General features: G+C 68.5%; 24 protein-coding genes. 14 read left to right on the forward strand and 10 right to left on the reverse strand.

The features are described 5' to 3' along the window. Positions 1 to 14 precede the first annotated feature (14 nt). The 3 genes from ACWPV3_RS00375 to ACWPV3_RS00385 form a co-directional block, all read right to left on the reverse strand. A complete protein-coding gene (locus ACWPV3_RS00375; RefSeq protein ID WP_453976419.1) occupies positions 15 to 917 on the reverse strand; it encodes a 4-(cytidine 5'-diphospho)-2-C-methyl-D-erythritol kinase in 903 nt (300 codons plus the stop codon). Positions 918 to 921: 4 nt separating this feature from the next. Continuing rightward, positions 922 to 2,739, reverse strand: coding sequence for a tetratricopeptide repeat protein (locus tag ACWPV3_RS00380; RefSeq protein WP_453976420.1), 1,818 nt, complete (start codon positions 2,737 to 2,739; stop codon positions 922 to 924). Positions 2,740 to 2,805: 66 nt separating this feature from the next. Beyond that, complete coding sequence (locus ACWPV3_RS00385; protein WP_453978478.1) at positions 2,806 to 4,461, reverse strand: electron transfer flavoprotein-ubiquinone oxidoreductase; 1,656 nt, start codon at positions 4,459 to 4,461, stop codon at positions 2,806 to 2,808. A gap of 195 nt (positions 4,462 to 4,656) precedes the next feature. Between ACWPV3_RS00385 and ACWPV3_RS00390 the strand changes: the two genes are divergently transcribed. Then, positions 4,657 to 5,469: a uracil-DNA glycosylase gene (locus ACWPV3_RS00390; RefSeq protein WP_453976421.1), complete on the forward strand. Its 813-nt coding sequence runs from the start codon at positions 4,657 to 4,659 to the stop codon at positions 5,467 to 5,469. A 129-nt stretch (positions 5,470 to 5,598) separates the two neighbouring features. Further along, entirely contained in the window at positions 5,599 to 7,263 is a 1,665-nt protein-coding gene (locus tag ACWPV3_RS00395) for a lytic transglycosylase domain-containing protein (RefSeq protein ID WP_453976422.1), read from the forward strand. Between the two features lie 4 nt (positions 7,264 to 7,267). Here the strand turns inward: ACWPV3_RS00395 and ACWPV3_RS00400 are convergent, their stop codons facing one another. Both ACWPV3_RS00400 and ACWPV3_RS00405 read right to left on the reverse strand, forming a co-directional pair. Beyond that, a complete protein-coding gene (locus ACWPV3_RS00400; RefSeq protein WP_292180798.1) occupies positions 7,268 to 7,414 on the reverse strand; it encodes a hypothetical protein in 147 nt (48 codons plus the stop codon). A gap of 120 nt (positions 7,415 to 7,534) precedes the next feature. Beyond that, positions 7,535 to 7,855 (reverse strand): DMT family transporter, encoded by a 321-nt coding sequence (locus tag ACWPV3_RS00405; protein WP_453976423.1) that lies wholly within the window; start codon positions 7,853 to 7,855, stop codon positions 7,535 to 7,537. A 168-nt stretch (positions 7,856 to 8,023) separates the two neighbouring features. On the opposite strand from ACWPV3_RS00405, the gene purB reads away from it, so the two are divergent. From purB to ACWPV3_RS00420, 3 genes are read left to right on the forward strand one after another with little or no spacing between them, the layout of a single operon-like run. Further along, a complete protein-coding gene (gene purB, locus ACWPV3_RS00410) occupies positions 8,024 to 9,322 on the forward strand; it encodes an adenylosuccinate lyase (protein ID WP_453976425.1) in 1,299 nt (432 codons plus the stop codon). A gap of 4 nt (positions 9,323 to 9,326) precedes the next feature. Further along, on the forward strand, positions 9,327 to 10,058 hold the full coding sequence (locus ACWPV3_RS00415) for a 2OG-Fe(II) oxygenase (protein WP_453976427.1): 732 nt from the start codon (positions 9,327 to 9,329) through the stop codon (positions 10,056 to 10,058). Beyond that, positions 10,055 to 10,582: a DNA-deoxyinosine glycosylase gene (locus tag ACWPV3_RS00420; protein WP_453976428.1), complete on the forward strand. Its 528-nt coding sequence runs from the start codon at positions 10,055 to 10,057 to the stop codon at positions 10,580 to 10,582. Before ACWPV3_RS00415 ends, ACWPV3_RS00420 begins: the two co-directional genes overlap by 4 nt. A gap of 179 nt (positions 10,583 to 10,761) precedes the next feature. Here ACWPV3_RS00420 and ACWPV3_RS00425 read toward each other — a convergent pair whose 3' ends face one another. Further along, positions 10,762 to 11,085 carry a DUF1476 domain-containing protein gene (locus ACWPV3_RS00425; protein ID WP_453978479.1) on the reverse strand — a complete coding sequence of 108 codons (324 nt, stop codon included), beginning with the start codon at positions 11,083 to 11,085 and terminating at the stop codon, positions 10,762 to 10,764. Between the two features lie 273 nt (positions 11,086 to 11,358). Between ACWPV3_RS00425 and purC the strand changes: the two genes are divergently transcribed. Genes purC through ACWPV3_RS00440 form a run of 3 tightly spaced genes read left to right on the forward strand, consistent with a single transcriptional unit; the run spans position 11,359 to position 12,845 of the window. Continuing rightward, on the forward strand, positions 11,359 to 12,117 hold the full coding sequence (purC, locus tag ACWPV3_RS00430; RefSeq protein ID WP_292180777.1) for a phosphoribosylaminoimidazolesuccinocarboxamide synthase: 759 nt from the start codon (positions 11,359 to 11,361) through the stop codon (positions 12,115 to 12,117). Beyond that, positions 12,117 to 12,368, forward strand: a complete 252-nt coding sequence (gene purS, locus ACWPV3_RS00435) for a phosphoribosylformylglycinamidine synthase subunit PurS (protein ID WP_453976430.1) — start codon at positions 12,117 to 12,119, stop codon at positions 12,366 to 12,368. Before purC ends, purS begins: the two co-directional genes overlap by 1 nt. Positions 12,369 to 12,371: 3 nt before the next feature. Continuing rightward, positions 12,372 to 12,845: a hypothetical protein gene (locus ACWPV3_RS00440; protein WP_453976431.1), complete on the forward strand. Its 474-nt coding sequence runs from the start codon at positions 12,372 to 12,374 to the stop codon at positions 12,843 to 12,845. On the opposite strand, the gene ACWPV3_RS00445 is transcribed toward ACWPV3_RS00440, so the two are convergent. After that, positions 12,809 to 13,993, reverse strand: coding sequence for a class I SAM-dependent methyltransferase (locus tag ACWPV3_RS00445; RefSeq protein ID WP_453976432.1), 1,185 nt, complete (start codon positions 13,991 to 13,993; stop codon positions 12,809 to 12,811). The two genes, ACWPV3_RS00440 and ACWPV3_RS00445, sit on opposite strands and share 37 nt — an antisense overlap. A 114-nt stretch (positions 13,994 to 14,107) precedes the next feature. On the opposite strand from ACWPV3_RS00445, the gene ACWPV3_RS00450 reads away from it, so the two are divergent. The 5 genes from ACWPV3_RS00450 (at position 14,108) to purQ (ending at position 17,137) form a co-directional block, all read left to right on the forward strand. Next, positions 14,108 to 14,590 (forward strand): YbhB/YbcL family Raf kinase inhibitor-like protein, encoded by a 483-nt coding sequence (locus ACWPV3_RS00450; protein ID WP_453976433.1) that lies wholly within the window; start codon positions 14,108 to 14,110, stop codon positions 14,588 to 14,590. An 8-nt stretch (positions 14,591 to 14,598) separates the two neighbouring features. After that, positions 14,599 to 14,823: a hypothetical protein gene (locus ACWPV3_RS00455; protein ID WP_453976434.1), complete on the forward strand. Its 225-nt coding sequence runs from the start codon at positions 14,599 to 14,601 to the stop codon at positions 14,821 to 14,823. Between the two features lie 104 nt (positions 14,824 to 14,927). Then, positions 14,928 to 16,136, forward strand: a complete 1,209-nt coding sequence (locus ACWPV3_RS00460) for an MFS transporter (protein WP_453976435.1) — start codon at positions 14,928 to 14,930, stop codon at positions 16,134 to 16,136. A gap of 108 nt (positions 16,137 to 16,244) precedes the next feature. Continuing rightward, a complete protein-coding gene (locus ACWPV3_RS00465; protein WP_292086747.1) occupies positions 16,245 to 16,427 on the forward strand; it encodes a hypothetical protein in 183 nt (60 codons plus the stop codon). A gap of 47 nt (positions 16,428 to 16,474) precedes the next feature. Continuing rightward, positions 16,475 to 17,137, forward strand: coding sequence for a phosphoribosylformylglycinamidine synthase subunit PurQ (purQ, locus tag ACWPV3_RS00470; RefSeq protein WP_292086746.1), 663 nt, complete (start codon positions 16,475 to 16,477; stop codon positions 17,135 to 17,137). Between the two features lie 6 nt (positions 17,138 to 17,143). Here the strand turns inward: purQ and ACWPV3_RS00475 are convergent, their stop codons facing one another. After that, the gene (locus ACWPV3_RS00475) at positions 17,144 to 17,347 is read right to left on the reverse strand and encodes a hypothetical protein (RefSeq protein WP_313453934.1); all 204 of its coding nucleotides are present in this window, start codon (positions 17,345 to 17,347) and stop codon (positions 17,144 to 17,146) included. Positions 17,348 to 17,400: 53 nt separating this feature from the next. Continuing rightward, entirely contained in the window at positions 17,401 to 17,811 is a 411-nt protein-coding gene (locus ACWPV3_RS00480) for a hypothetical protein (RefSeq protein ID WP_313453935.1), read from the reverse strand. A gap of 119 nt (positions 17,812 to 17,930) precedes the next feature. On the opposite strand from ACWPV3_RS00480, the gene ACWPV3_RS00485 reads away from it, so the two are divergent. Beyond that, positions 17,931 to 18,725, forward strand: a complete 795-nt coding sequence (locus ACWPV3_RS00485; protein ID WP_313453936.1) for a hypothetical protein — start codon at positions 17,931 to 17,933, stop codon at positions 18,723 to 18,725. 131 nt (positions 18,726 to 18,856) lie between these two features. On the opposite strand, the gene ACWPV3_RS00490 is transcribed toward ACWPV3_RS00485, so the two are convergent. Continuing rightward, a complete protein-coding gene (locus ACWPV3_RS00490) occupies positions 18,857 to 19,237 on the reverse strand; it encodes a hypothetical protein (protein ID WP_313453937.1) in 381 nt (126 codons plus the stop codon). Between the last annotated feature and the right edge of the window lie 23 nt (positions 19,238 to 19,260).

Raw genomic sequence — 19,260 nt, forward strand, 5'->3', positions numbered from 1 at the left:
TCGGGACGGCGGAGCTATAGAGCATGATCGTTTGGGGGGGAACCGCCGCCCAGCCGGGTCGCGCGGACCCAGGCGCCGGGCCAGGCGGCGCCCAGCGCCCGCGCCGCCGCCTCGGCCGCCTCGACCGTGCGGCAAAGGCCGAAGACCGTGGCGCCCGAACCGGACATCCGCGCCAGTTCGACGCCGGGCGCATCGGCCATAACGGCCAAGGCCTGTCCGATCACGGGCGTCAGGGCCAGGGCCGGGGTCTCCAGATCGTTCCGCTGGGCCGCCAGCCAGTCGATGACGGCGGCGACGGACCAATCGGCGGGCGGCGCAGGCTGGGCGACGCCCCTGATCGGCCCGTCGTCATAGGCGCGATAGACGGCGCCGGTCGGGGAAGGCGCGCCTGGATTGAACAGGATGGCGGGCAGGATCGGCAGGTCGGGCGCCTCGGTCAGGACGTCGCCCCGCCCCTCGGCCCAGGCGGAACGGGCGCGCAGGCACATGGGGCCGTCGGCCCCGATCTGTCCGGCGACGGCCTCCAGCCCCGTCTCTTCGATGTCCAGCTTCAGCACGGCGCGCGCCAGCTTCAGCGCCGCCCCGGCGTCGGACGATCCGCCGCCCAGCCCCGCCGCGACGGGCAGTCGCTTGTCCAGCTTCACCTTCAGCGGCGGTTCGCCCGTTCCGGTCGCCTCCCCCAAGGCCCGCAGCGCTCTCAGGATCAGATTGTCCGGTCCCGCCAGCCCGTCGCCGAACGGCCCCGTGACCGACAGCGACAGCCGCCCGGCCGGTTCGACCGTCACCCGGTCGCCCACATCGGCGAAGGCGACCAGACTGGCCAGCGGATGATAGCCCTCGGCGTCCGGCGCGCCGACATGCAGGAACAGGTTGATCTTGGCCGGGGCCAGGACCGTCGCGGAATCGCTGGACCGCATGACCCTAGTTGGAGACGCCGGTCGGAGCCGGGGCATCGTCCAGTCCCTGGGCGATCTTGCGTTCCACCTCGGCGCGGCGTTCGGCGTCGGGATCCAGGGTCAGGACGCGGTTCCACAGCCAGCCCGCCTCCCGCCGCCGGCCCACCCGCCAGTAGGCGTCGCCCAGGTGGTCGTTGATCTCGGCGTTGGCAGGCTCCTTGTCCACCGCCTGCTCCAGGGTGGTCACGGCCGTGTCGAACTGGCCCTGGCGATACTGGGCCCAGCCCAGCGAGTCCTCGATATGGCCGTTGTTCGGCTCCAGCGCATGGGCGCGGGCGATCATGTCGGCCCCCTGCTGCACCCTCAACCCCTTGTCCACCCACAGATAGCCGAGATAGTTCAGTGTGTTGGCGTCGTTTGGCGCGGATTGAAGCGCGGCCCACAGCTCGGCCTCCGCCTCGGGAATGCGGTTCATCGCCTCATAGGTCGCGCCGCGCAGGAAGCGGGCGCTGGACGGCTGCTGGGCGGTGTTCAGCAGCGGCCCGTTCAACAGGGTCAGGGCCGCGTCGTAATCCTTCAACTGCACCAGTTGCCCGGCCAGCATCAGGGCGATGCGCGGATCGGCCGGCAGGGCGGCGGCGGCGCGGCGCAGTTCGGTCAGGGCCGCCTGGTCCTGCCCCTCCTGGGCGTAGCTGGAGGCCAGTTCGGCGCGGGCGGCGGCGTAGACGGCCGCATCGTCCGGCCCGATCCGCTCCAGGGCCGCGCGCGCCGCCGAATTCAGCCCGGCGCGCGAGAGCATCTGCGCCAGGGTGTATTGGGTGGTGTCGTCGTATTCCAGGTTCAGCGCCAGCCGCAGATAGACGGCGGCGAATTCGTTGCCGCGTTCGTTGGCGGCCTGGAAGGCGGCGGTGGTCAGGCCTTGCGCCGCCCCTGCGCGGAAGGTCGGCAGGGCGGGCGGGCGCTCGCCGGCCTGGGCGCGGGCCAGGGCGCGTTTCAGGCCGGTGTCGTCCGGATTGGCCGTCAGGCCCGCCTGATACAGGGCGATGGCCTCGGGTCGGCGACGCCGTCGCTCCAGGAACTCGCCGTAAGGGCGTTTGAACAGGGCGCCGATCGTCGGAGCATCCGCCAGTCCCTTCAGTTCGGCCTCGGCCCCGGCGTAGTCGCGGCGCCGCTCCAGCAGACTGGCGCGGCTGACGCGGGCGATGGCCAGGGTCAGGGGGTCGGCCGTGGTCGGCGCGGGTTGCAGGGCGCGGGTCCAGTCGCCCGCCGCCGCCGCGATCCACGGCGTGATCATGATCCCGGCGCGGGCGTGAGGCGCGCCGATGGGCTGGTTCAGGACGGCGTCGGCCGCGCGGGCGTCGCCATGGACGAAGGCCTGGACGGTCTGGACCAGACGCCCCGCCTCGACGAAGGCGGGCGATCCGTCGCTGGGCGCCAGGGCCGCCGCCACGTCCAGATCGCCGGTCAGAAGGGCGGCGGTGAAGGCCTGTTCGCGCACGCGCGGCTGTTCCGGCGTCAGGCGGTTGGCGCGGGCCAGGAAGTCGGCGCCGACCGCCCCTTCGCCCCGCATCAACGCCAGCTTGCCCGCCAGATAGAGGCCATAGGCGCTGGCGCCGTCGGCGTCGGTCGGCACGGGGGCCCAGACCGCGGGGATCGGCGGCGCGGCGGGCTCTTCCGGCGCCTTGTCCGGCTCGGCGATGACGACATGCGGCTCGGGCGCGGCCGGTGCTTGATCGGCAGGAGCTTCCTGCGCCACGGCGCCGCCGGCGGCGACCAGGGCCAGAACCGACAGGGACGCGGCGAACAGACGGGAACGGCGGGCGCGCAAGGGGAAGGCGATCATGGCCCGACCCTTCACGCTTTTCCCGCCACGGGCAAGGGGCGCGACGCCGCCTCCCGCCCGCTTTGCTCACATGTTCGGATAGTTGGGACCGCCGCCGCCTTCGGGCGTGGTCCAGACGATGTTCTGCGACGGATCCTTGATGTCGCAGGTTTTGCAGTGGACGCAGTTCTGGGCGTTGATCACGAAGCGCGGATCGGCCTTGGCCGCCTCGTCGCCATAGACGACCTCGTACACGCCGGCCGGGCAGTACAGCCGCGCCGGCTCGCCGTATTTGGGCAGGTTGACGAGGATCGGGATCGACGGATCCAGCAGCTTCAGGTGGGCCGGCTGGTCCTCGGCATGGTTGGTGTTGGAGATGAACACCGACGACAGCTTGTCGAACGACAGCTTGCCGTCCGGCTTGGGATATTTGATCGCCTTGTGGTTCGCCGCCGGCTCCGTCGAGGCCGCGTCCGTCTTCTCGTGCTTCAGCGTCGGGATCGGGGACCAACCGCCCAAGAGGGTGCGGCACCACATGTCGAACATGCCCAGCGCCCCGCCCAGCGTCGTGCCGAACCTGGACAACAGGGGCTTGGCGTTCCGGACGACGGACAGCTCCTTATAGACCCAGCTCTTTTCGAAGGCGGCCTGGTATTCGACCAGTTCGTCGCCCGCGCGCCCGGCCTGCACGGCGTCATAGGCGGCGTCGGCGGCCAGCATGCCGGTCTTCATGGCGTTGTGACTGCCCTTGATGCGGGGCACGTTCACGAAGCCGGCCGAACAGCCGATCAGGACGCCGCCGGGGAAGCTCAGCTTCGGGATGGACTGCAGGCCGCCCTCGGTGATGGCGCGCGCGCCGTAGGAGATGCGTGTTCCACCCTCCAGGTGCTGGGCGATCTCGGGGTGGTGCTTGAAGCGCTGGAACTCGTCGAACGGCGACAGGAAGGGGTTCTTGTAGTTCAGGTGCACGACGTATCCGACAGCCACATAGCGGTCGCCGAAATGATACAGGAAGCTGCCGCCGCCGGTATGTTCATCCAGCGGCCAGCCGGTCGTGTGCTGGGCCAGGCCCGGCTGGTGCTGCTCGGCGGGCACCTGCCACAGCTCCTTCAGGCCGATGCCGTATTTCTGGGGCGACTTGCCGTCCTGAAGCTTGTGCTTGGCGATGATGGTCTTGGCCAAGGAGCCGCGCACGCCCTCTGCGATGAAGACATATTTGCCGTGAAGTTCGATGCCCGGCTGGAAGTCGTCGGTCGGCTTGCCCTCGCGGTCGATGCCGAAGACCCCGGCGACGACGCCCTTGACCCGTCCGGTCTCTTCTTCCCAAACGACATGGCTGGCGGCCATGCCGGGATAGACCTCGACGCCCAACGCCTCGGCCTGTTCGCCCAGCCAGCGCGTGACATTGCCCAGCGAGGCGATGTAGCAGCCGTGATTGTGCATGAAGGGCGGCATCAGCGGCATCGGCAGGGGCGCCGATCCCTGCGGTCCCAGCAGCAGGAAGCGGTCCTTCGTCACCGGCGTCTCCAGCGGCGCGCCGCGTTCCCGCCAGTCGGGGAACAGTTCGTTCAGCGCCTTGGGATCGATCACGGCGCCCGACAGGATATGTCCGCCCACCTCGGCCGCCTTTTCCAGCACGGCGACGCTGATGTCCTTGCCGTCCTTTTCCGCGCGCTGCTTCAGACGGATGGCCGCCGACAGGCCGGCCGGGCCGCCGCCGACGATCACCACGTCGTAGTCCATGACCTCGCGCTCGACGCCCTCCAAGGCCTCGATCGGCGCCAGATTGTCGATGATGGCTTCCTGACGGGCGTTTTCCGCGCCGCCTTCGATGGCGTCTTCGGCCATGGTTTCCCCTGAATCCCGGTTGTCCGTGTGGTTATGCCGCTTATCGGAAGGTGACGCGAGGGCGGTCAAGGCTTATCGGTAGCCCGAGACATGAACGCGCAACCCCATGACATCGCTGCAGTCGAAAGCCTGCTCGCCTTCTGGCGGGATGCGGGGGTGGACGCCTGCTATGGCGAGGCGCCGGTCGATCATACCCACATCGCCCCGCCGCCGGCCGTCAAGGCGGTGCAACGCGCCACCGCCTCGGTGGTCACACCGCTGTCAGGGGCCGTGGGCGCCGACGCCCTGGCCGAGGCGCGTCATCTGGCGGCCGGCGCGGCGACGCTTCAGGACCTGGCCGCCGCCGTCGCCGCCTTCCAGGGCTGCCCCCTGCGCGGCATGGGCGCGACCCAGTCGGTGTTCGGGCGCGGCAATCCCAACGCCCCGGTCCTGGTCATCGGTGAAGGTCCCGGCGCGGACGAGGACCGGATCGGCCAGCCCTTCGTGGGCAAGGCGGGTCAGCTGCTGGACCGGATGCTGGCGGCGGCGGGCCTGACGGACAAGGTCTTCATCACCAACACCGTCTTCTGGCGTCCGCCCGGCAACCGCGCCCCCACCCCTCAGGAACAGGCCGTCTGCGCTCCCTTCGTCGAGCGGACCTTCGCCCTTTTGAAGCCCAGGGCGGTGCTGTTGCTGGGCGCCGCCTCGTCCAAGTCGGTGCTTCAGGTCGAAGAGGGCATCATGAAGCTGCGCGGCCAGTGGAAGGAATGGCGTCTGCCTGAAGGGGCCGTGTCAGCCCCCGTCATGCCGACCCTGCATCCCGCCTTCCTGCTGCGTCAGCCCCAGGCCAAGCGCCAGGTCTGGAGCGATCTGCTTTCGCTGGCGGTTCGCCTTGAAACGGACTCGGTTGAGGATCACGACTGATTGCGGCATGTTTCCATGCTGACGACCGATCGCCACACGGACCCCGCCTGAGTCGAGACAGGCCGGGCCGCCGCCAACGAGGGGGCCGCCGCATTGCTCACTATCCGCCGCGCCCTGTTTGCGTCGACGATGATTCTCGCCCTTTGCGCGGCCGGGCGCGCGGCAGTCGCCGAGACGCCCTACGACGCAACGGGCGACGCCGCCTCGGGTTCCGCCTCGACGTCCGGGTCGGGCCGCCCCACCGCCCTCAGTTCGGCGGACCGACTGTCCTACACCACCGCCTTCGACGCCCTGCGACGCGGCGATCTGGAAACCGCCCGCACCTCGGCCCGCCAGGCCCAGGACCGCGTGCTGCTGGGCCAGGTCGAGTTCGAACGGCTGTTCCACCCCGACTACGCCGCCACCTACGACGAGCTGGCCGCCTGGCTGCATGACTATTCGGACCTGCCGTGCGCGGACCGGGTCTACGCCCTGGCCCTGAAGCGGCGGCCTGACGGCGCGCCCGAACCGATCAAGCCCGCCGGCCTTCTGGAGCGGACCTGGAACAGCGTCGTCAACGCCGTGACCGGCGGCGGCCCCGTCCTGGACCCGATGAAGGCGGCGCGCGTCGCCTACAACAACGACGACCTGACCGGCGCCTCGGCCATCGGCCGTCAGATCGGCGACTGGTGGACGGTCGGCCTGGCGGAATGGCGCCTGGGCCAGTTCCACGAAGCCTTCGCCGCCTTCGACCGGGTGGCGAACGATCCGACCGAAGACCCCTGGGTCCGCGCCGGCGCCGCCTTCTGGACCGCGCGCGCCGCCGCCCAGTCCGGCCGCCAGGACCGCGTGACCGAATATCTGCGCCTGGCCGCCCAGTGGCCCGCCACCTTCTATGGCCAGATCGCCCTGCGTCGCCTGGGCGAGGAGCCGGCCATCGAGAACCAGGGCCCCCGTCCCTATCAGGCCGAACCCCGATTGCAGCGCGCCGTCTTCAGCGCCTCCAGCGGCGTAGACCCGCGCGAGCTGGAGGCCTTCGTCCAGAGCGACCCGCGCGCCCGGCGCACCGTCGCCTTCTACGAGGTCGGACGGCGCGCGGACGGCGACAGCGAGTTGCGCTCTGGCCTGCGCACCGCCGCCGGCGACGCCGCGCGCCTGTGGTCGGCCCTGGCCCGCACGCTGGTTCCGGGCTCTGGCTCCGACGTCGCCCGGATCGACGCCACGCGCTACGCCATGCCGGAGCTTCAGCCCGAGGGCGGCTTCATCATCGAGAAGTCGCTGGTCTACGCCCTGATCCGCAAGGAGACCGACTTCAACCCGACCGCCCGGTCCGGCGCCGGCGCCTATGGGCTGATGCAGGTCATGCCGACCACGGCGGCCGAGATGACGGGCGATCGCGGCTTCGTGTCCAACCCGACGCGCCTGTTCGACCCCTCGGTCAATCTGAAACTGGGGCAGGCCTATGTGAACCGGATGCTGTCGCTGCCGGCGTTCCGGGGTGATCTGCTGCGGGCCGTGGCCTCCTATAACGCGGGACCGGGGCCGATGCTGGCGGCGGTGCGCAAGCTGGGGCCGGACGCCGACCCCCTGTTGCTGATCGAGACGATCGACGTGCCGCAGGCCCGCGAATACGTCGAAAAGGTCGTGGCCAGCTACTGGATCTATCAGCGGATGCAAGGCGCGCCGCTGAACACGCTGGACGCCGTGGCCTCGGGCGCGACCCTGGCGCCGATCGCGCTGGACTATGTGGCCCCGCCGCCCCAGGCGGAACCGGTCCTGGTCGCCCAGGCGCCGACGGACGCCGGCGCGCGCTGAACGTCTAGAAGAGAGCCGAGAGCAGCAACGCCCAGACGGCGGCGCTGACCAGGGCGGCCAGAGCATAGCCCGTCACGGCGTTCAACAGCCGGCCCGGCGCGCGACGCGCGGCGGGCGCGGTCTGGCGGGTCTGCAGCACCGGGGCCGTCATCAGCCGTTCTCCTGGGCGCGATCATTCGAAAGGATCAAGATAACGCCGTGCGATTAATCGCGCGTCAGCGGCGATGGTTGCCGACGGCTTAATTCCGAGGCGTTCCCGTTGCGGAGGAGATCAGTGACTGGACGCCAGTTTCAGCACGATCAGGCCGGACGCCACCAGAGCCACGCCCGCGATTCTGAGCGGCGTCAGCGGTTCGCCCAGGACCAGCGCCCCGACCGCGAACGCGCCGACGGCGCCGATCCCTGTCCAGATCGCATAGGCCGTGCCCAGCGGCAGGGTCCGCATCGACAGCGACAACAGGCCGAAGGAGCCGATCATGAAGATGATCATGCCGGCCGTCGGCCAGGGACGGGTGAAGCCCGCCGACGCCTTCATCAGAAAGGCCCAGACGACTTCGAGAACACCGGCGGCGAAAAGATAAACCCAGGCCATGACGACGACTCCTCTGCATGGCGGCCGGGTCGTCCCGGCGTTCAGGCCCGATAGGGGGAGGTCGTCCTCGCTGAAAGCGCGCCCAATCTGGGACATCCGCCGCCAAAGTCAACGCATGGGCGCGGCGAACCTTGACTCCATCCCCGGTGCGACCGACACGACGCGTCCATGATCACGCGCTATTCCCGCCCCGACGCCGTCGCCATCTGGTCGCAAGAGACCAAGTACAAGATCTGGTTCGAGATCGAGGCCCACGCCGCTACCAAGATGGCGGAACTGGGCGTGATTCCCAAGGAATCGGCCGAGGCCATCTGGGCCAAGGGCAAGGACGCGACCTTCGACGCCGACCGCATCGATGAGATCGAACGCACCACCAAACACGACGTCATCGCCTTCCTGACCCATGTGTCCGAGATCGTGGGCGAAGAGGCCCGCTTCCTGCACCAGGGCATGACCTCGTCGGACGTGCTGGACACCTGTTTCGCGGTGCAGCTGGCGCGTTCGACCGACCTTCTGCTGGATGGCGTCGACCGCGTCCTGGCGGCGCTGGAGACCCGCGCCAAGGAACACAAATACACCGTCACCGTCGGTCGCAGCCACGGCATCCACGCCGAGCCCGTGACCTTCGGCCTGAAGCTGGCCGGCTATCACGCCGAATTCCAGCGGGCGCGCCGCCGTCTGGTCACGGCGCGCGAGGAGATCGCCACCTGCGCCATCTCCGGCGCCGTCGGCACCTTCGCCAACGTCGATCCGGCGGTGGAGCAATATGTCGCCGACCAGATGGGCCTCAGCGTCGAGCCGGTCTCGACCCAAGTGATCCCGCGCGACCGTCACGCCGCCTATTTCGCCGCCCTGGGCGTCGTCGCCTCCTCGGTCGAGCGTCTGGCCGTGGAGATCCGCCACCTTCAGCGCACCGAAGTCCTCGAAGCCGAGGAGTTCTTCGACAAGGGCCAGAAGGGCTCGTCGGCCATGCCGCACAAGCGCAACCCGATCCTGACCGAGAACCTGACCGGCCTGGCCCGTCTGGTCCGCTCGGCCGTGACGCCCGCGATGGAGAACGTCGCCCTGTGGCACGAGCGGGACATCAGCCATTCCTCGGTCGAGCGCGGCATCGGCCCGGACGCCACCATCCACCTGGACTTCGCCCTGCACCGGCTGGCGGGCGTGATCGAGCGTCTGAACGTGTACCCTGAGAACATGCAGAAGAACCTGGACCGCCTGGGCGGCCTGGTCTTCTCGCAACGGGTCATGCTGGCCCTGACCCAAGCGGGCATCTCCAGAGAAGACGCCTATGCGGCGGTCCAGGAGAACGCCATGAAGGTCTGGCGCGGCGAGGGCCGCTTCATCGATTTCCTGAAGGCCGACCCGCGCGTCACCCTGCCCGAGGCCGACCTGGAGGCCCTGTTCGACCTCGGCTACCACACCAAGAACGTGGACGTGGTGTTCGAGCGGGTGTTCGGGGCCTGACGCCGTGAGCGAGCGCGCGATCCGGCTGAACCCCCGGCTCGATCCCCGCGACTATGCGGCGGCCTATGCGCGCGACGGCGTGGTGCAGGTGGCTGACCTGCTGGATCCGGACAGCGCCGAATGGCTGGCGCTGGCGCTGGAGCACGACACGACCTGGAGCCTGTCGCTGAAGACGCCCGAAGGCGGCAAGCTTTTCTCGCCGCAGGAGATCGCGGCCCTGGGACGCGACGAATTGGGCCGCCGCATCCAGGCCGCCCTGCATCAGGCGGGCGACGGCTTCTCCTTCGTCTATCTGGCCTATCCGATCATCAAGGCCTTCCTGTCGGGCCGGGATCAGGGGCACGCCACCCACGTCCTGCTGCAGTTCTTCAACGACACGCCCTTCATGGAATTCGCCAAGGCGGTGACGGGCGAGGCGGGCGTGACCAAGATCGACGCCCAGGCGACCTGGTTCCGGCCCGGCGACTTCCTGACCCTGCACGACGACACCGGCGAAGGGCAGCGCCGCGCGGCCTATACGCTGGGCCTGACGCGCGACTGGCGGCCCGACTGGGGCGGCCAGCTGCTGTTCCACGATGCGGCGGGCGACATCGAGCGCGGCTTCAAGCCGGGCTTCAACGTCTGGACGGTGTTCCGGACGCCGCGCAACCACTCGGTCGCTCAGGTGGCCAGCTATGCGGACGGCAAACGCCGCTCGATCACCGGCTGGCTGCGCGACGATCCGCCGGTCAAGTGACGCATCCGCCCATCGAGCCGCGCAAGCGCGCCTTCGAACCGGCCGTCGACGCCGCCGCCCGGCTTCTGATCCTGGGCAGTCTTCCGGGCGAGGCGTCCTTGAGCGCCGCCCAGTATTACGCCCATCCGCGCAACGGCTTCTGGCGGCTGATCGGCGGGGCGATGGACGAAGACCTGCCCGCCCTGCCCTATGAAGCCAGGCTGGACCGGTTGAAGGCGCGAGGCGTCGGCCTGTGGGACGTGATCGCCTCGGCCAAACGGTCGGGCAGTCTGGACGCGGCGATCCGCTCGCCCGAAGCGGCCGATCTTATCGGACTGGTCGAAAGCCTGCCGAGGCTGCGGGCCGTCGCCTTCAATGGCGGACTGGCCGCGCGGCTGGGTCGGCGCATCCTGAACCGCGTCGAAGACGTCGTCCTGATCGACCTGCCGTCGTCTAGCCCCGCCCATGCCGCGCCCCTGCCGACGAAGGCTGAGCGATGGGCCGCCTTGACGCCGTTTCTCGCGCCAGCCAGCGCGCGAAAATAAATTCGCCCCGGCAGGGATCGCCCTGAAACCAAATTCGAGCGTCGGTGTTCTTCAAGGGCGCGAGACGCAGAGTATGCCGGGTGAGACATCCCCCAACGTCCCCGGCGAAAAAGAAAGGGCCGCACTTTCCCCCGGGTGCGGCCCTTTCGACGTCTTGAACGGCCCGAAGGCCGAATATCTTATTCGCCGGCGCGGATTTCCTCGCGCGCGATGGAAGCCAGTTCGTCGATCTTGGAACGAATCTCGCCTTCGGACACCGCCAGGCCGGCGCCCTTGAAGTCGCCGGCGACCTTGCGGAAGACGTCCTCGTCGCCCGGCTGTTCGAAATCGGCGCGCACGACGGCGGCGGCGTATTGCTCGGCGCTCTCGCTCGACAGGCCCATCTTCTCGGCGGCCCACAGGCCCAGCATCTTGTTGCGCCGGGCGATGGCCTTGAATTCCTGCTCCTGATCGAGGGCGAACTTGGCTTCGAAAGCCTTTTCCCGATCGTCGAAGGTCGTCATGTCGCTCAGCATGTTCCGCACCCCGCCAAACTCCGGGGCAAGCGCCGTCTATAGCTCCACCACCCGCGAACGCAACCGCCTGTCGCGGGCCGAGGCGGCCTGTCCACACGCAAGCCATCCTCATTTGTATCCAGGGCCGCCTTCGGCTAAGGAGACGCCGAACGAGATTGACTGCCCGAGCGATTCCGAAACGCGCCGCCAGGATCGGGACTTCCCCTCCATCATGGCCGCGCGATTTTTGTTTCTGAGGGCGCCCGTAAGGCGGGACGGACGATGAACACCAAACGCAAGAAGCTCTACGAGGGCAAGGCCAAGATTCTGTACGAAGGGCCCGAGCCCGGCACCCTGATCCAGTATTTCAAGGACGACGCCACCGCCTTCAACGCCCAGAAGAAGGCGGTCCTGGAAGGCAAGGGCGTCATCAACAACCAGATCAGCGAATTCATCATGTCGCGCCTGAACGGCATCGGCGTGACCAACCACTTCATCAAGCGGCTGAACCTGCGCGAGCAACTGATCCGCGAAGTCGAGATCATTCCGCTGGAAGTGGTCTGCCGCAACATCGTCGCCGGTTCGATGAGCCAGCGCCTGGGCATCGAGGAAGGCACGCCCCTGCCCCGCTCGATCATCGAATTCTACTACAAGAAGGACGAGCTCAACGACCCGATGGTCACGGAAGAGCATATCACCGCCTTCAACTGGGCCTCGACCCAGGAGCTGGACGACATCCTGGCCATGACGGTGCGGGTGAACGACTATCTGTCGGGCATGTTCGGCGCGGTCGGCATCACCTTGGTCGATTTCAAGATCGAGTTCGGCCGCGTCTGGGAAAACGACTTCAGCCGCGTGATCCTGGCCGACGAGATCAGCCCCGACAGCTGCCGCCTGTGGGACGCCACGACCGGCGAGAAGCTGGACAAGGACCGTTTCCGCCGCGACCTGGGCAATGTGATCGAGAGCTATTCGGAAGTGGCGCGCCGCCTGGGGATCATGAAGGGCATGCCCACCGTGATCCAGGGAGGACTGCACTGATGGCCCCCGCCGATTCAAGCAAGGTCAAGGTTCACGTCTTCCTCAAGCCCGGCGTCCTGGACGTCCAGGGCAAGGCCGTCGAAGGCGCCCTGCAGGGCCTGGGCTGGCCCGGCGTCTCCAACGCCCGCGTCGGCAAGCTGATCGAGTTCGACCTGGCCGGCGTCGAAGACCCTGAAGCCGAAGCCAGAAAGATGTGCGAGCAACTGCTCGCCAATACGGTGATCGAAAGCTACCGCATCGAGGTCGCATAAGTCGTGAGGCCCGCGCCGATCATCGGGGCGGCCCTTTTGCTGTTCGGCTGCGCAGAGAAGCCGGCGCCGGCACGCGAGATCGGGCCGCAGATGGATTGCGCCCTCGGGTTCAGGGCGCTGGTCGCCGAACTGGACGCCAACCCAGGCCTGGTCGTCTCTCGACACCCGCGCGGGTCGAGCACCTATCGAGACGATCGGCAGAATCGCCTGTATCTCGTGACCTTGCCGAGCCACCCTGCGCACCCGGCCATCTTCGTCAGACAGGTTTTCCCGACCAGCGAAGGGATGATCATCGATTCCAACGGCTGCGGGTTCGGCGACAAGGCGGCGTTCGATCTCGAAATGCAGGCTTACGACGCTTTCGACCGCCTGCTGAACGCCGAGGAACCCTGCTATCTCTGCTCTTCGGATCGGCTGCAGTCGCCCACGGTCAGTTGGCGCTATTCCCCGCCGCCCGCCGATGAACGACACAGATAGTCCCGCGTCAGCGGAACCGCGTCGGGCCGCCTGGTCAGTTGCAGCTGGAACACCATCTGCCCCAGTTCGCGGAAGGCCACCTCGCTGACGGCGAGATAGAACTCCCACATCCGGCAGAAGCGGTCGTCGTACATGGCCAGGGCTTCGTCGCGGCGGGCCAGGAACCGTTCGCGCCACGCCCGCAGCGTCTCGGCGTAGTGCAGGCGCAGGACCTCCATGTCCGTGACCCACAGGCCCGACCGCTCGATGGCGGGAAACACCTCCGACAGGGCCGGGATATAGCCGCCGGGAAAGATGTATTTGCGGATCCACGGCTGGGTGCGGCTGGGCGGACCCTTGCGGCCGATGGAATGGATCACCGCCACGCCGTCGTCGGTCAGCAGCCGGGCGACCGTGTCGAAATACGCCTGATAGTTCGGCGCGCCGACGTGTTCGAACATGCCGACCGAGACGATGCGGTCGAACGGCCCGTCCAGGTCGCGATAGTCCTGAAGCCGAAAGTCGGCCCGGTCCGACAGCCCCTCGGCCGCCGCCCGTTCGTTCGCCGTGCGATGCTGTTCGGTGGACAGGGTGACGCCCGTGACACGCGCGCCCGCGCGGGCCAGCGACAGGCCCAGACCGCCCCAGCCGCAGCCGATGTCCAGCGCCCTGTGACCCGGCGACAGGACCAGCTTGTCGATCAGCCGCCGCTTCTTGGCGGCCTGCGCCTGCTCCAGCGTGGCCCCCGGCGTCTCGAAATAGGCGCAGGAGTACTGAAGGTCCGGATCGAGGAACAGCCGATAGAAATCGACCGTCAGATCGTAGTGGTGGTGGACGTTGGCCCGGGCGTGGCGGCGGTCGTTGGCCTGCTCCATCGCCCGGCGAATGCGCCACCCCAACCCGAGCGGCCGATCCTGCCGCGACAGTTGCGACGCCGCCAGGGCCATGAAGTCGTAGATGTCGCCGCCCTCGATGCGGAAGGCGCCGTCCATACAGGCTTCGCCCAGCCTCAGTTCCGGGTCGGCGGCGATGGCCGCCAGCGCCTTGCGGGTCTCGATCACGGCGGTCAGTTCGGGTTCGCCGGGCCCGGCCGTCAGGGTTCGCCCGTCCGGCAGCCTGACCGCCACGGCGCGGGTGCGAAAGGTCCGGTCCAGCAGGGATTGCAACATGGCGGCTTGCTCCCGATGACTGCGCGGCGAGACAACAGGTGACAGCCGCCGATCAGGCAACGATGATAATGATCATCCGTTCAAACGCCGCCCTTGTCCCGGAGAAAAAACGTCATGAGCTTCACCCTCGCCTCCACCGACATCCAGGACGGCGGCGTCCTGCCTGACGCCCAGGTCCTGGCCAAGGGCAATGTCTCGCCCCAGCTGTCTTGGTCGGGCGCGCCGGAGGGAACGCGCAGCTACGCCGTCACCTGCTACGACCCCGACGCCCCGACCGGATCGGGATTCTGGCACTGGACGGTCGCCAACATCCCCGCCGACGTGACCGAATTGGCGGCGGGCGCGGGCTCGAGAGGCGGCGACCTGCCCAAGGGCGCGATCCAGGGACGCACAGATTTCGGACAGGCCGGTTTCGGCGGCGCCGCCCCGCCTGCGGGCCATGGGCTGCACCACTATGTCTTCACCGTCTTCGCCGTGGACGTCGAAAGCCTGAACGTGACGGCGGACGATTCCGGCGCCGTGTTCGGCTTCAACCTGCATTTCCACACCCTGGCCAAGGCCTCGATCACCGCGACCTACGAAAACAGGGGCGGTTGATCCGGGGCATGACCGACACGGCCGACGCCAAGCTGACGACGCTGCCAGAGTTGTTTCGCGACCTGATGGCCCGGCCGTTGCGTCCATTGACGCGGGCGCGCCTGCCCGACCGCGCCGCCGTCTATGTCTTCTATCAGGACGACGAGGACCGCCTGTTGCTGGAGTTGTACGCGGCCCAGTCCCTTGGCTTGTCGGTCTCCCATCCTCGCATCAAGGCGGGCCTGACCGCGTAGGACGCGATACAAAGCGTGATGCGGAGTGCGACCGGCCAAGGTTGCCGCCGAAAGACGCAGCCTTATGTTGCATCGCACAATCCTCATCCTCCCCGGTGAAACTCATGGCGTCCTGCGACGCGGCGGCCGACCGCGACAGCCTTCATCCCCCCTTGACCGCCGGCAAGGTGGCGCTGGTCCTGATCGCCCTGGCGATGGGCGGTTTCGCCATCGGCGTGACCGAGTTCGCGGCCATGAGCATCCTGCCGGACTTCGCCGCCGGCCTGGGCGTGGATGCGCCGACCGCCGGTCATGTCATCAGCGCCTACGCGGCAGGTGTGGTGGTGGGCGCGCCGATCCTGGCCGTCCTGGGCGCGCGCCTGCCGCGTTGGCTGCTGCTGATCGGTTTCATGGCCCTGTTCGCCGTCGGCAACATTCTCAGCGCCCTGGCGCCCAGCTATCCGTGGATGCTGGTCTTCCGCTTCCTCAGCGGTCTGCCGCACGGGGCCTATTTCGGCGTCGCGGCCCTGGTCGCGGCCTCCACCGTACCGCTGGAATACCGCACCCGCGCCGTCTCCACGATCCTGATGGGGTTGACGATCGCCACCATCATCGGCGTGCCCTTCGCCAATATCGTCAGCCACGCCCACGGCTGGCGCTGGACCTTCGCCATCGTCGGCGTCCTGGCGGTCGCGACCATGGCCCTGGTCGCCCTGTTCGCGCCACGCGATCCGGCCCACGCCGACGCCAGCCCCTGGCGCGAACTGGGCGCCCTGAAGCGCGGGCAGGTCTGGCTGACCCTTGGCGTGGGCGCCATCGGCTTCGGCGGCATGTTCGCCGTTTACGCCTATCTGGCCTCGACGCTTCAGGCGGTGACGGGCGTGGGGCCGGAGGTCCTGCCCTGGGTCTTCGCCGTATTCGGGGTCGGCATGTTCCTGGGCAACATCCTGGGCGCCTGGGCCGCCGACCGCATCGGCTTTCCGGCGGCGGGCGGCGTGCTGTTGTGGAGCGCGGCCGCCCTGTCGCTCTATCCCTTCGCGGCCTCGAACGTCTGGGCGCTTATGGTCGTGGTCTTCCTGATCGGCGGCGGAGGTGGTCTGGGGGCCATCCTTCAGACGCGGTTGATGGATGTGGCCGGCGACGCCCAGACGCTGGCCGCAGCGCTGAACCATTCGGCCTTCAACACCGCCAACGCCATCGGCCCCCTGCTGGGTGGAATGGCCATCGCCGCCGGCCTGGGCTGGACCTCGACCGCCTGGGTCGGCGTGGGGCTGTCGCTGGGCGGCTTCGCCATCTTCGTGGTCGCCTGGCTGACCGGCCGCCGCCGCGTCTGAGGCTCTTTGATCTGTCGAACGGGCGACCCGCTTGGAGCCCGCACACGCCAGTGTTAGTCTATTCTGCAATTATAGATTGCATGAGGCTGGGGCGTGGTGGCGGATGAGTTGCTTGAACGAATCGGGCGGATGGCGCTGGACCTCGAGGAAGGGCGACGGCCCGCCCAGACCGCCAATCAGATCCATATCGCGCTGGACGATCTGCATGAGGCGCTGACCCTGCCGCCCCGCGACGACAGACGTCAGGCGATACTGGCGCGGGTGTCCTCGTTGTTGGAAAGTCTGGACTGATCCCACGGACCTGACAGGCCGACGGATCGGTGCTAAAGGCCCGCGCCATGAGCGCCGCCGTCATCGTCTTCCCCGGTTCCAACTGCGACCGCGACTGCAAGGTCGCCGTCGAACGCTCCACGGGCGAGCCCGTCAGCATGGTCTGGCACGCCGAGACGGAACTGCCCCAGGGGCTGGACCTGATCGTCATTCCCGGCGGCTTCTCCTATGGCGACTATCTGCGCTGCGGCGCCATGGCGGCCCAGTCGCCGGTGATGCAGGCGGTCAAGCAGGCGGCTGACAATGGCGTCGCCGTGGTCGGCATCTGCAACGGCTTCCAGATCCTGTGTGAGGCCGGAATGCTGCCCGGCGCCCTGCTGCGCAATCAGGGGCTGAAGTACGTGTGCAAGCCCATCGCCCTGACCGTGGCCAACGGCCAGACCCGCTTCACCGCCGGTTATCAGGGCCAGCGCGAGGTCGTCATGACCCAAGGCAACGGCGACGGAAACTTCTTCGCCGACGCCGAGACCCTGGCCCGCATCGAGGGCGAGGGCCAGGTCGTGTTCCGCTACGTCGACAACCCCAACGGCTCGGTCAACGCCATCGCCGGCATTCAGAACGCGCGCGGCAACGTCCTGGGCATGATGCCCCACCCCGACCGCGCCTTCGAGGCCGAACTGGGGTCGGCCGACGGCGCGACGCTGTTCCAAAGCATCTACGCCGCAGCCTGAGCCGCCTCAGATCTCCTTGATCTGGGCCCGGCCGTCCGACAGGTCGGCCGCTGCGTCGTCCACGTCCTCCTCGTTGTCGAACGCCTTCTCACCCGGCTCGTTCTGGGCGGCCAGTTCGCGGGCGCCGACGCCCAGGCCCTGCTCGATGGCCAGATTGGCCTCGACCTCTTCGGCCAGGGAAGGGGGCATATCGTCGTCGGTGTCGGTCATGGCGAACTCCTTGGGTATGCGGCGTCAACAGACGGAGGGACCGCCGGTTCCCGCTAACGCCCGAGAAGAGCGTCCAAACTGGCCCGAGACAAGGGGCGAAAGGTCAGAAACTGGCCGCCGACGCTCACCGTCACCTCGTGCGCCTGCGGCCGCTGCTGCAGGGCCGGATCGTCCAGAGCCACGGTGCGCCCCGAAGCGAGATCGCGCGCGTCCATCGCCGGAACCACGCGCTGTCCATTCGCCGTCGCCAGGGCGGCCATGAAGGCCCGCGCCTCATTGGCCTGTTGCGCGGGCGTCAGGGCCTGGCGAACGCGCTGCCACGCCGTCTGGGCGGCGGTGTCCAGCCGCGCGTCGCCGGAAGCGGGCGCAACGCGGGTCTGGGCCGCGACCGCACAGGCCAAGCCCAGAGCCGCAACGCCCGCGAACAGGCCGAAAACGCCGCGCCGTGTGGATATCCGCCTCATGCGCGCATGAGAGACGACGACGCCGTCACGATGCAAGCTTCACTTTTCCGCCCGTCCGCGTGAACCTAACGCCCTCCAGACGCGTAACCCTATCAAACCGCGCCGCATCGGAAGCCTCAATGTCCTCGATCATTCGCCCCACCCCCGGCCAGCGCACACGCCGCCTGGTCGTCCTGGCCGCCGCCGTCTTCGCCGTCGTCGCCCCCATCGTTCAAAATCTGGCCGGCCTCGGCCTGAACCAGGCCGAGTTCGCCGCAGACGGAAACACGACCCTGCGCGTGGCCGGTTACGCCTTTTCGATCTGGGGCCTGATCTATCTGGGAATTCTGGCCTATGCGATCCGCCAGGTCCTGCCCCAGACCGGCGAGAGCGATCTGATCACCCGCATGGGTCTGCCCTCCATCGTCGCCTTCTTCGGCATCGGCCTGTGGATTGTCATCGCCGCGCTGAACCTGAAGGCGGCCAGCGTCATTATCATCTTCGCGGCGCTGGTCTCGCTGCTGGCGCCGCTGCTGACCTATTCGCGCAGCATCCGCAGTCTGGGCCGGTTCGAGGGGGATCGCATCTTCCTGGTCTGGCCCTTGGCGGCTCTGGCCGGATGGCTGACGGTCGCCGCGCCGCTGAACCTGATCACCACGGCGACGGCCTTCCAGGCCCTGCCCGACGCCCTGTCGCCCCAGGGCTGGGCCATTGTCGCCATCGTGGCGACCACGGCGGTCGCCCTGGGGGTGACGGCGGTCTTGCGAACCCTGGCCTATCCCCTGCCCGCCGCCTGGGGGCTCCTGGGCGCCTTCGTGGCGGAACAGGCGGACGGCAAGCCCGTGGTCGCCTTCACCGCCCTGGGCGCCGCCGTCGTCCTGCTGCTTGGCGGCGTGCTTCTCAGCTTCCGGCTGCGGCCCGGCGTCGAACGCTAGAGGCTGATCGTTTTAGACGGAACCGCACTGCGGTTCCGGCTGAAGCGTGAATCAGGCTCTCGCTCATATCTGGAGCCTGATTCACCGCATCGGCGGAATCGCGTAGCGATTCCTCCTCAACGGATCAGGCTCTAGGACACGATCGGATCGTCCTGCGGGTCGTGGTCGTCCCGGCCGACGTCGAAGGCGCCCGTATCGTCGAAGCCCACGCTGCCGACGCCGACAGCCGAGCCGGTCAGGCGCTGGCGGCTGCGCAGCGCCGCCTCGGGCGCCGAGACATCCAGGTCGCGGGTGACGGCGGGATCGTTGGATCGATCCATCTGCCGACCCTCGGCCGGGACGATGTGGCGCGGGTCCGCGCCCAGACCCTTGCCCTCCTGATAGGCCGCGTCGCGCTCGACCTCCTTCTGGGCCGCTTCGGCCAGGGCGGAGGCGCCGGCGTCGTCTGCGGCGATCTCGGGACGGTCGGCGGCGTCGCGGGCGGCGGCGGAATCGTGTGCGGGGTCGGTCATGAAAGCCTCCTGTTCAGGTTCGC

The organism is Brevundimonas sp. Marseille-Q4549 (assembly GCF_976940555.1).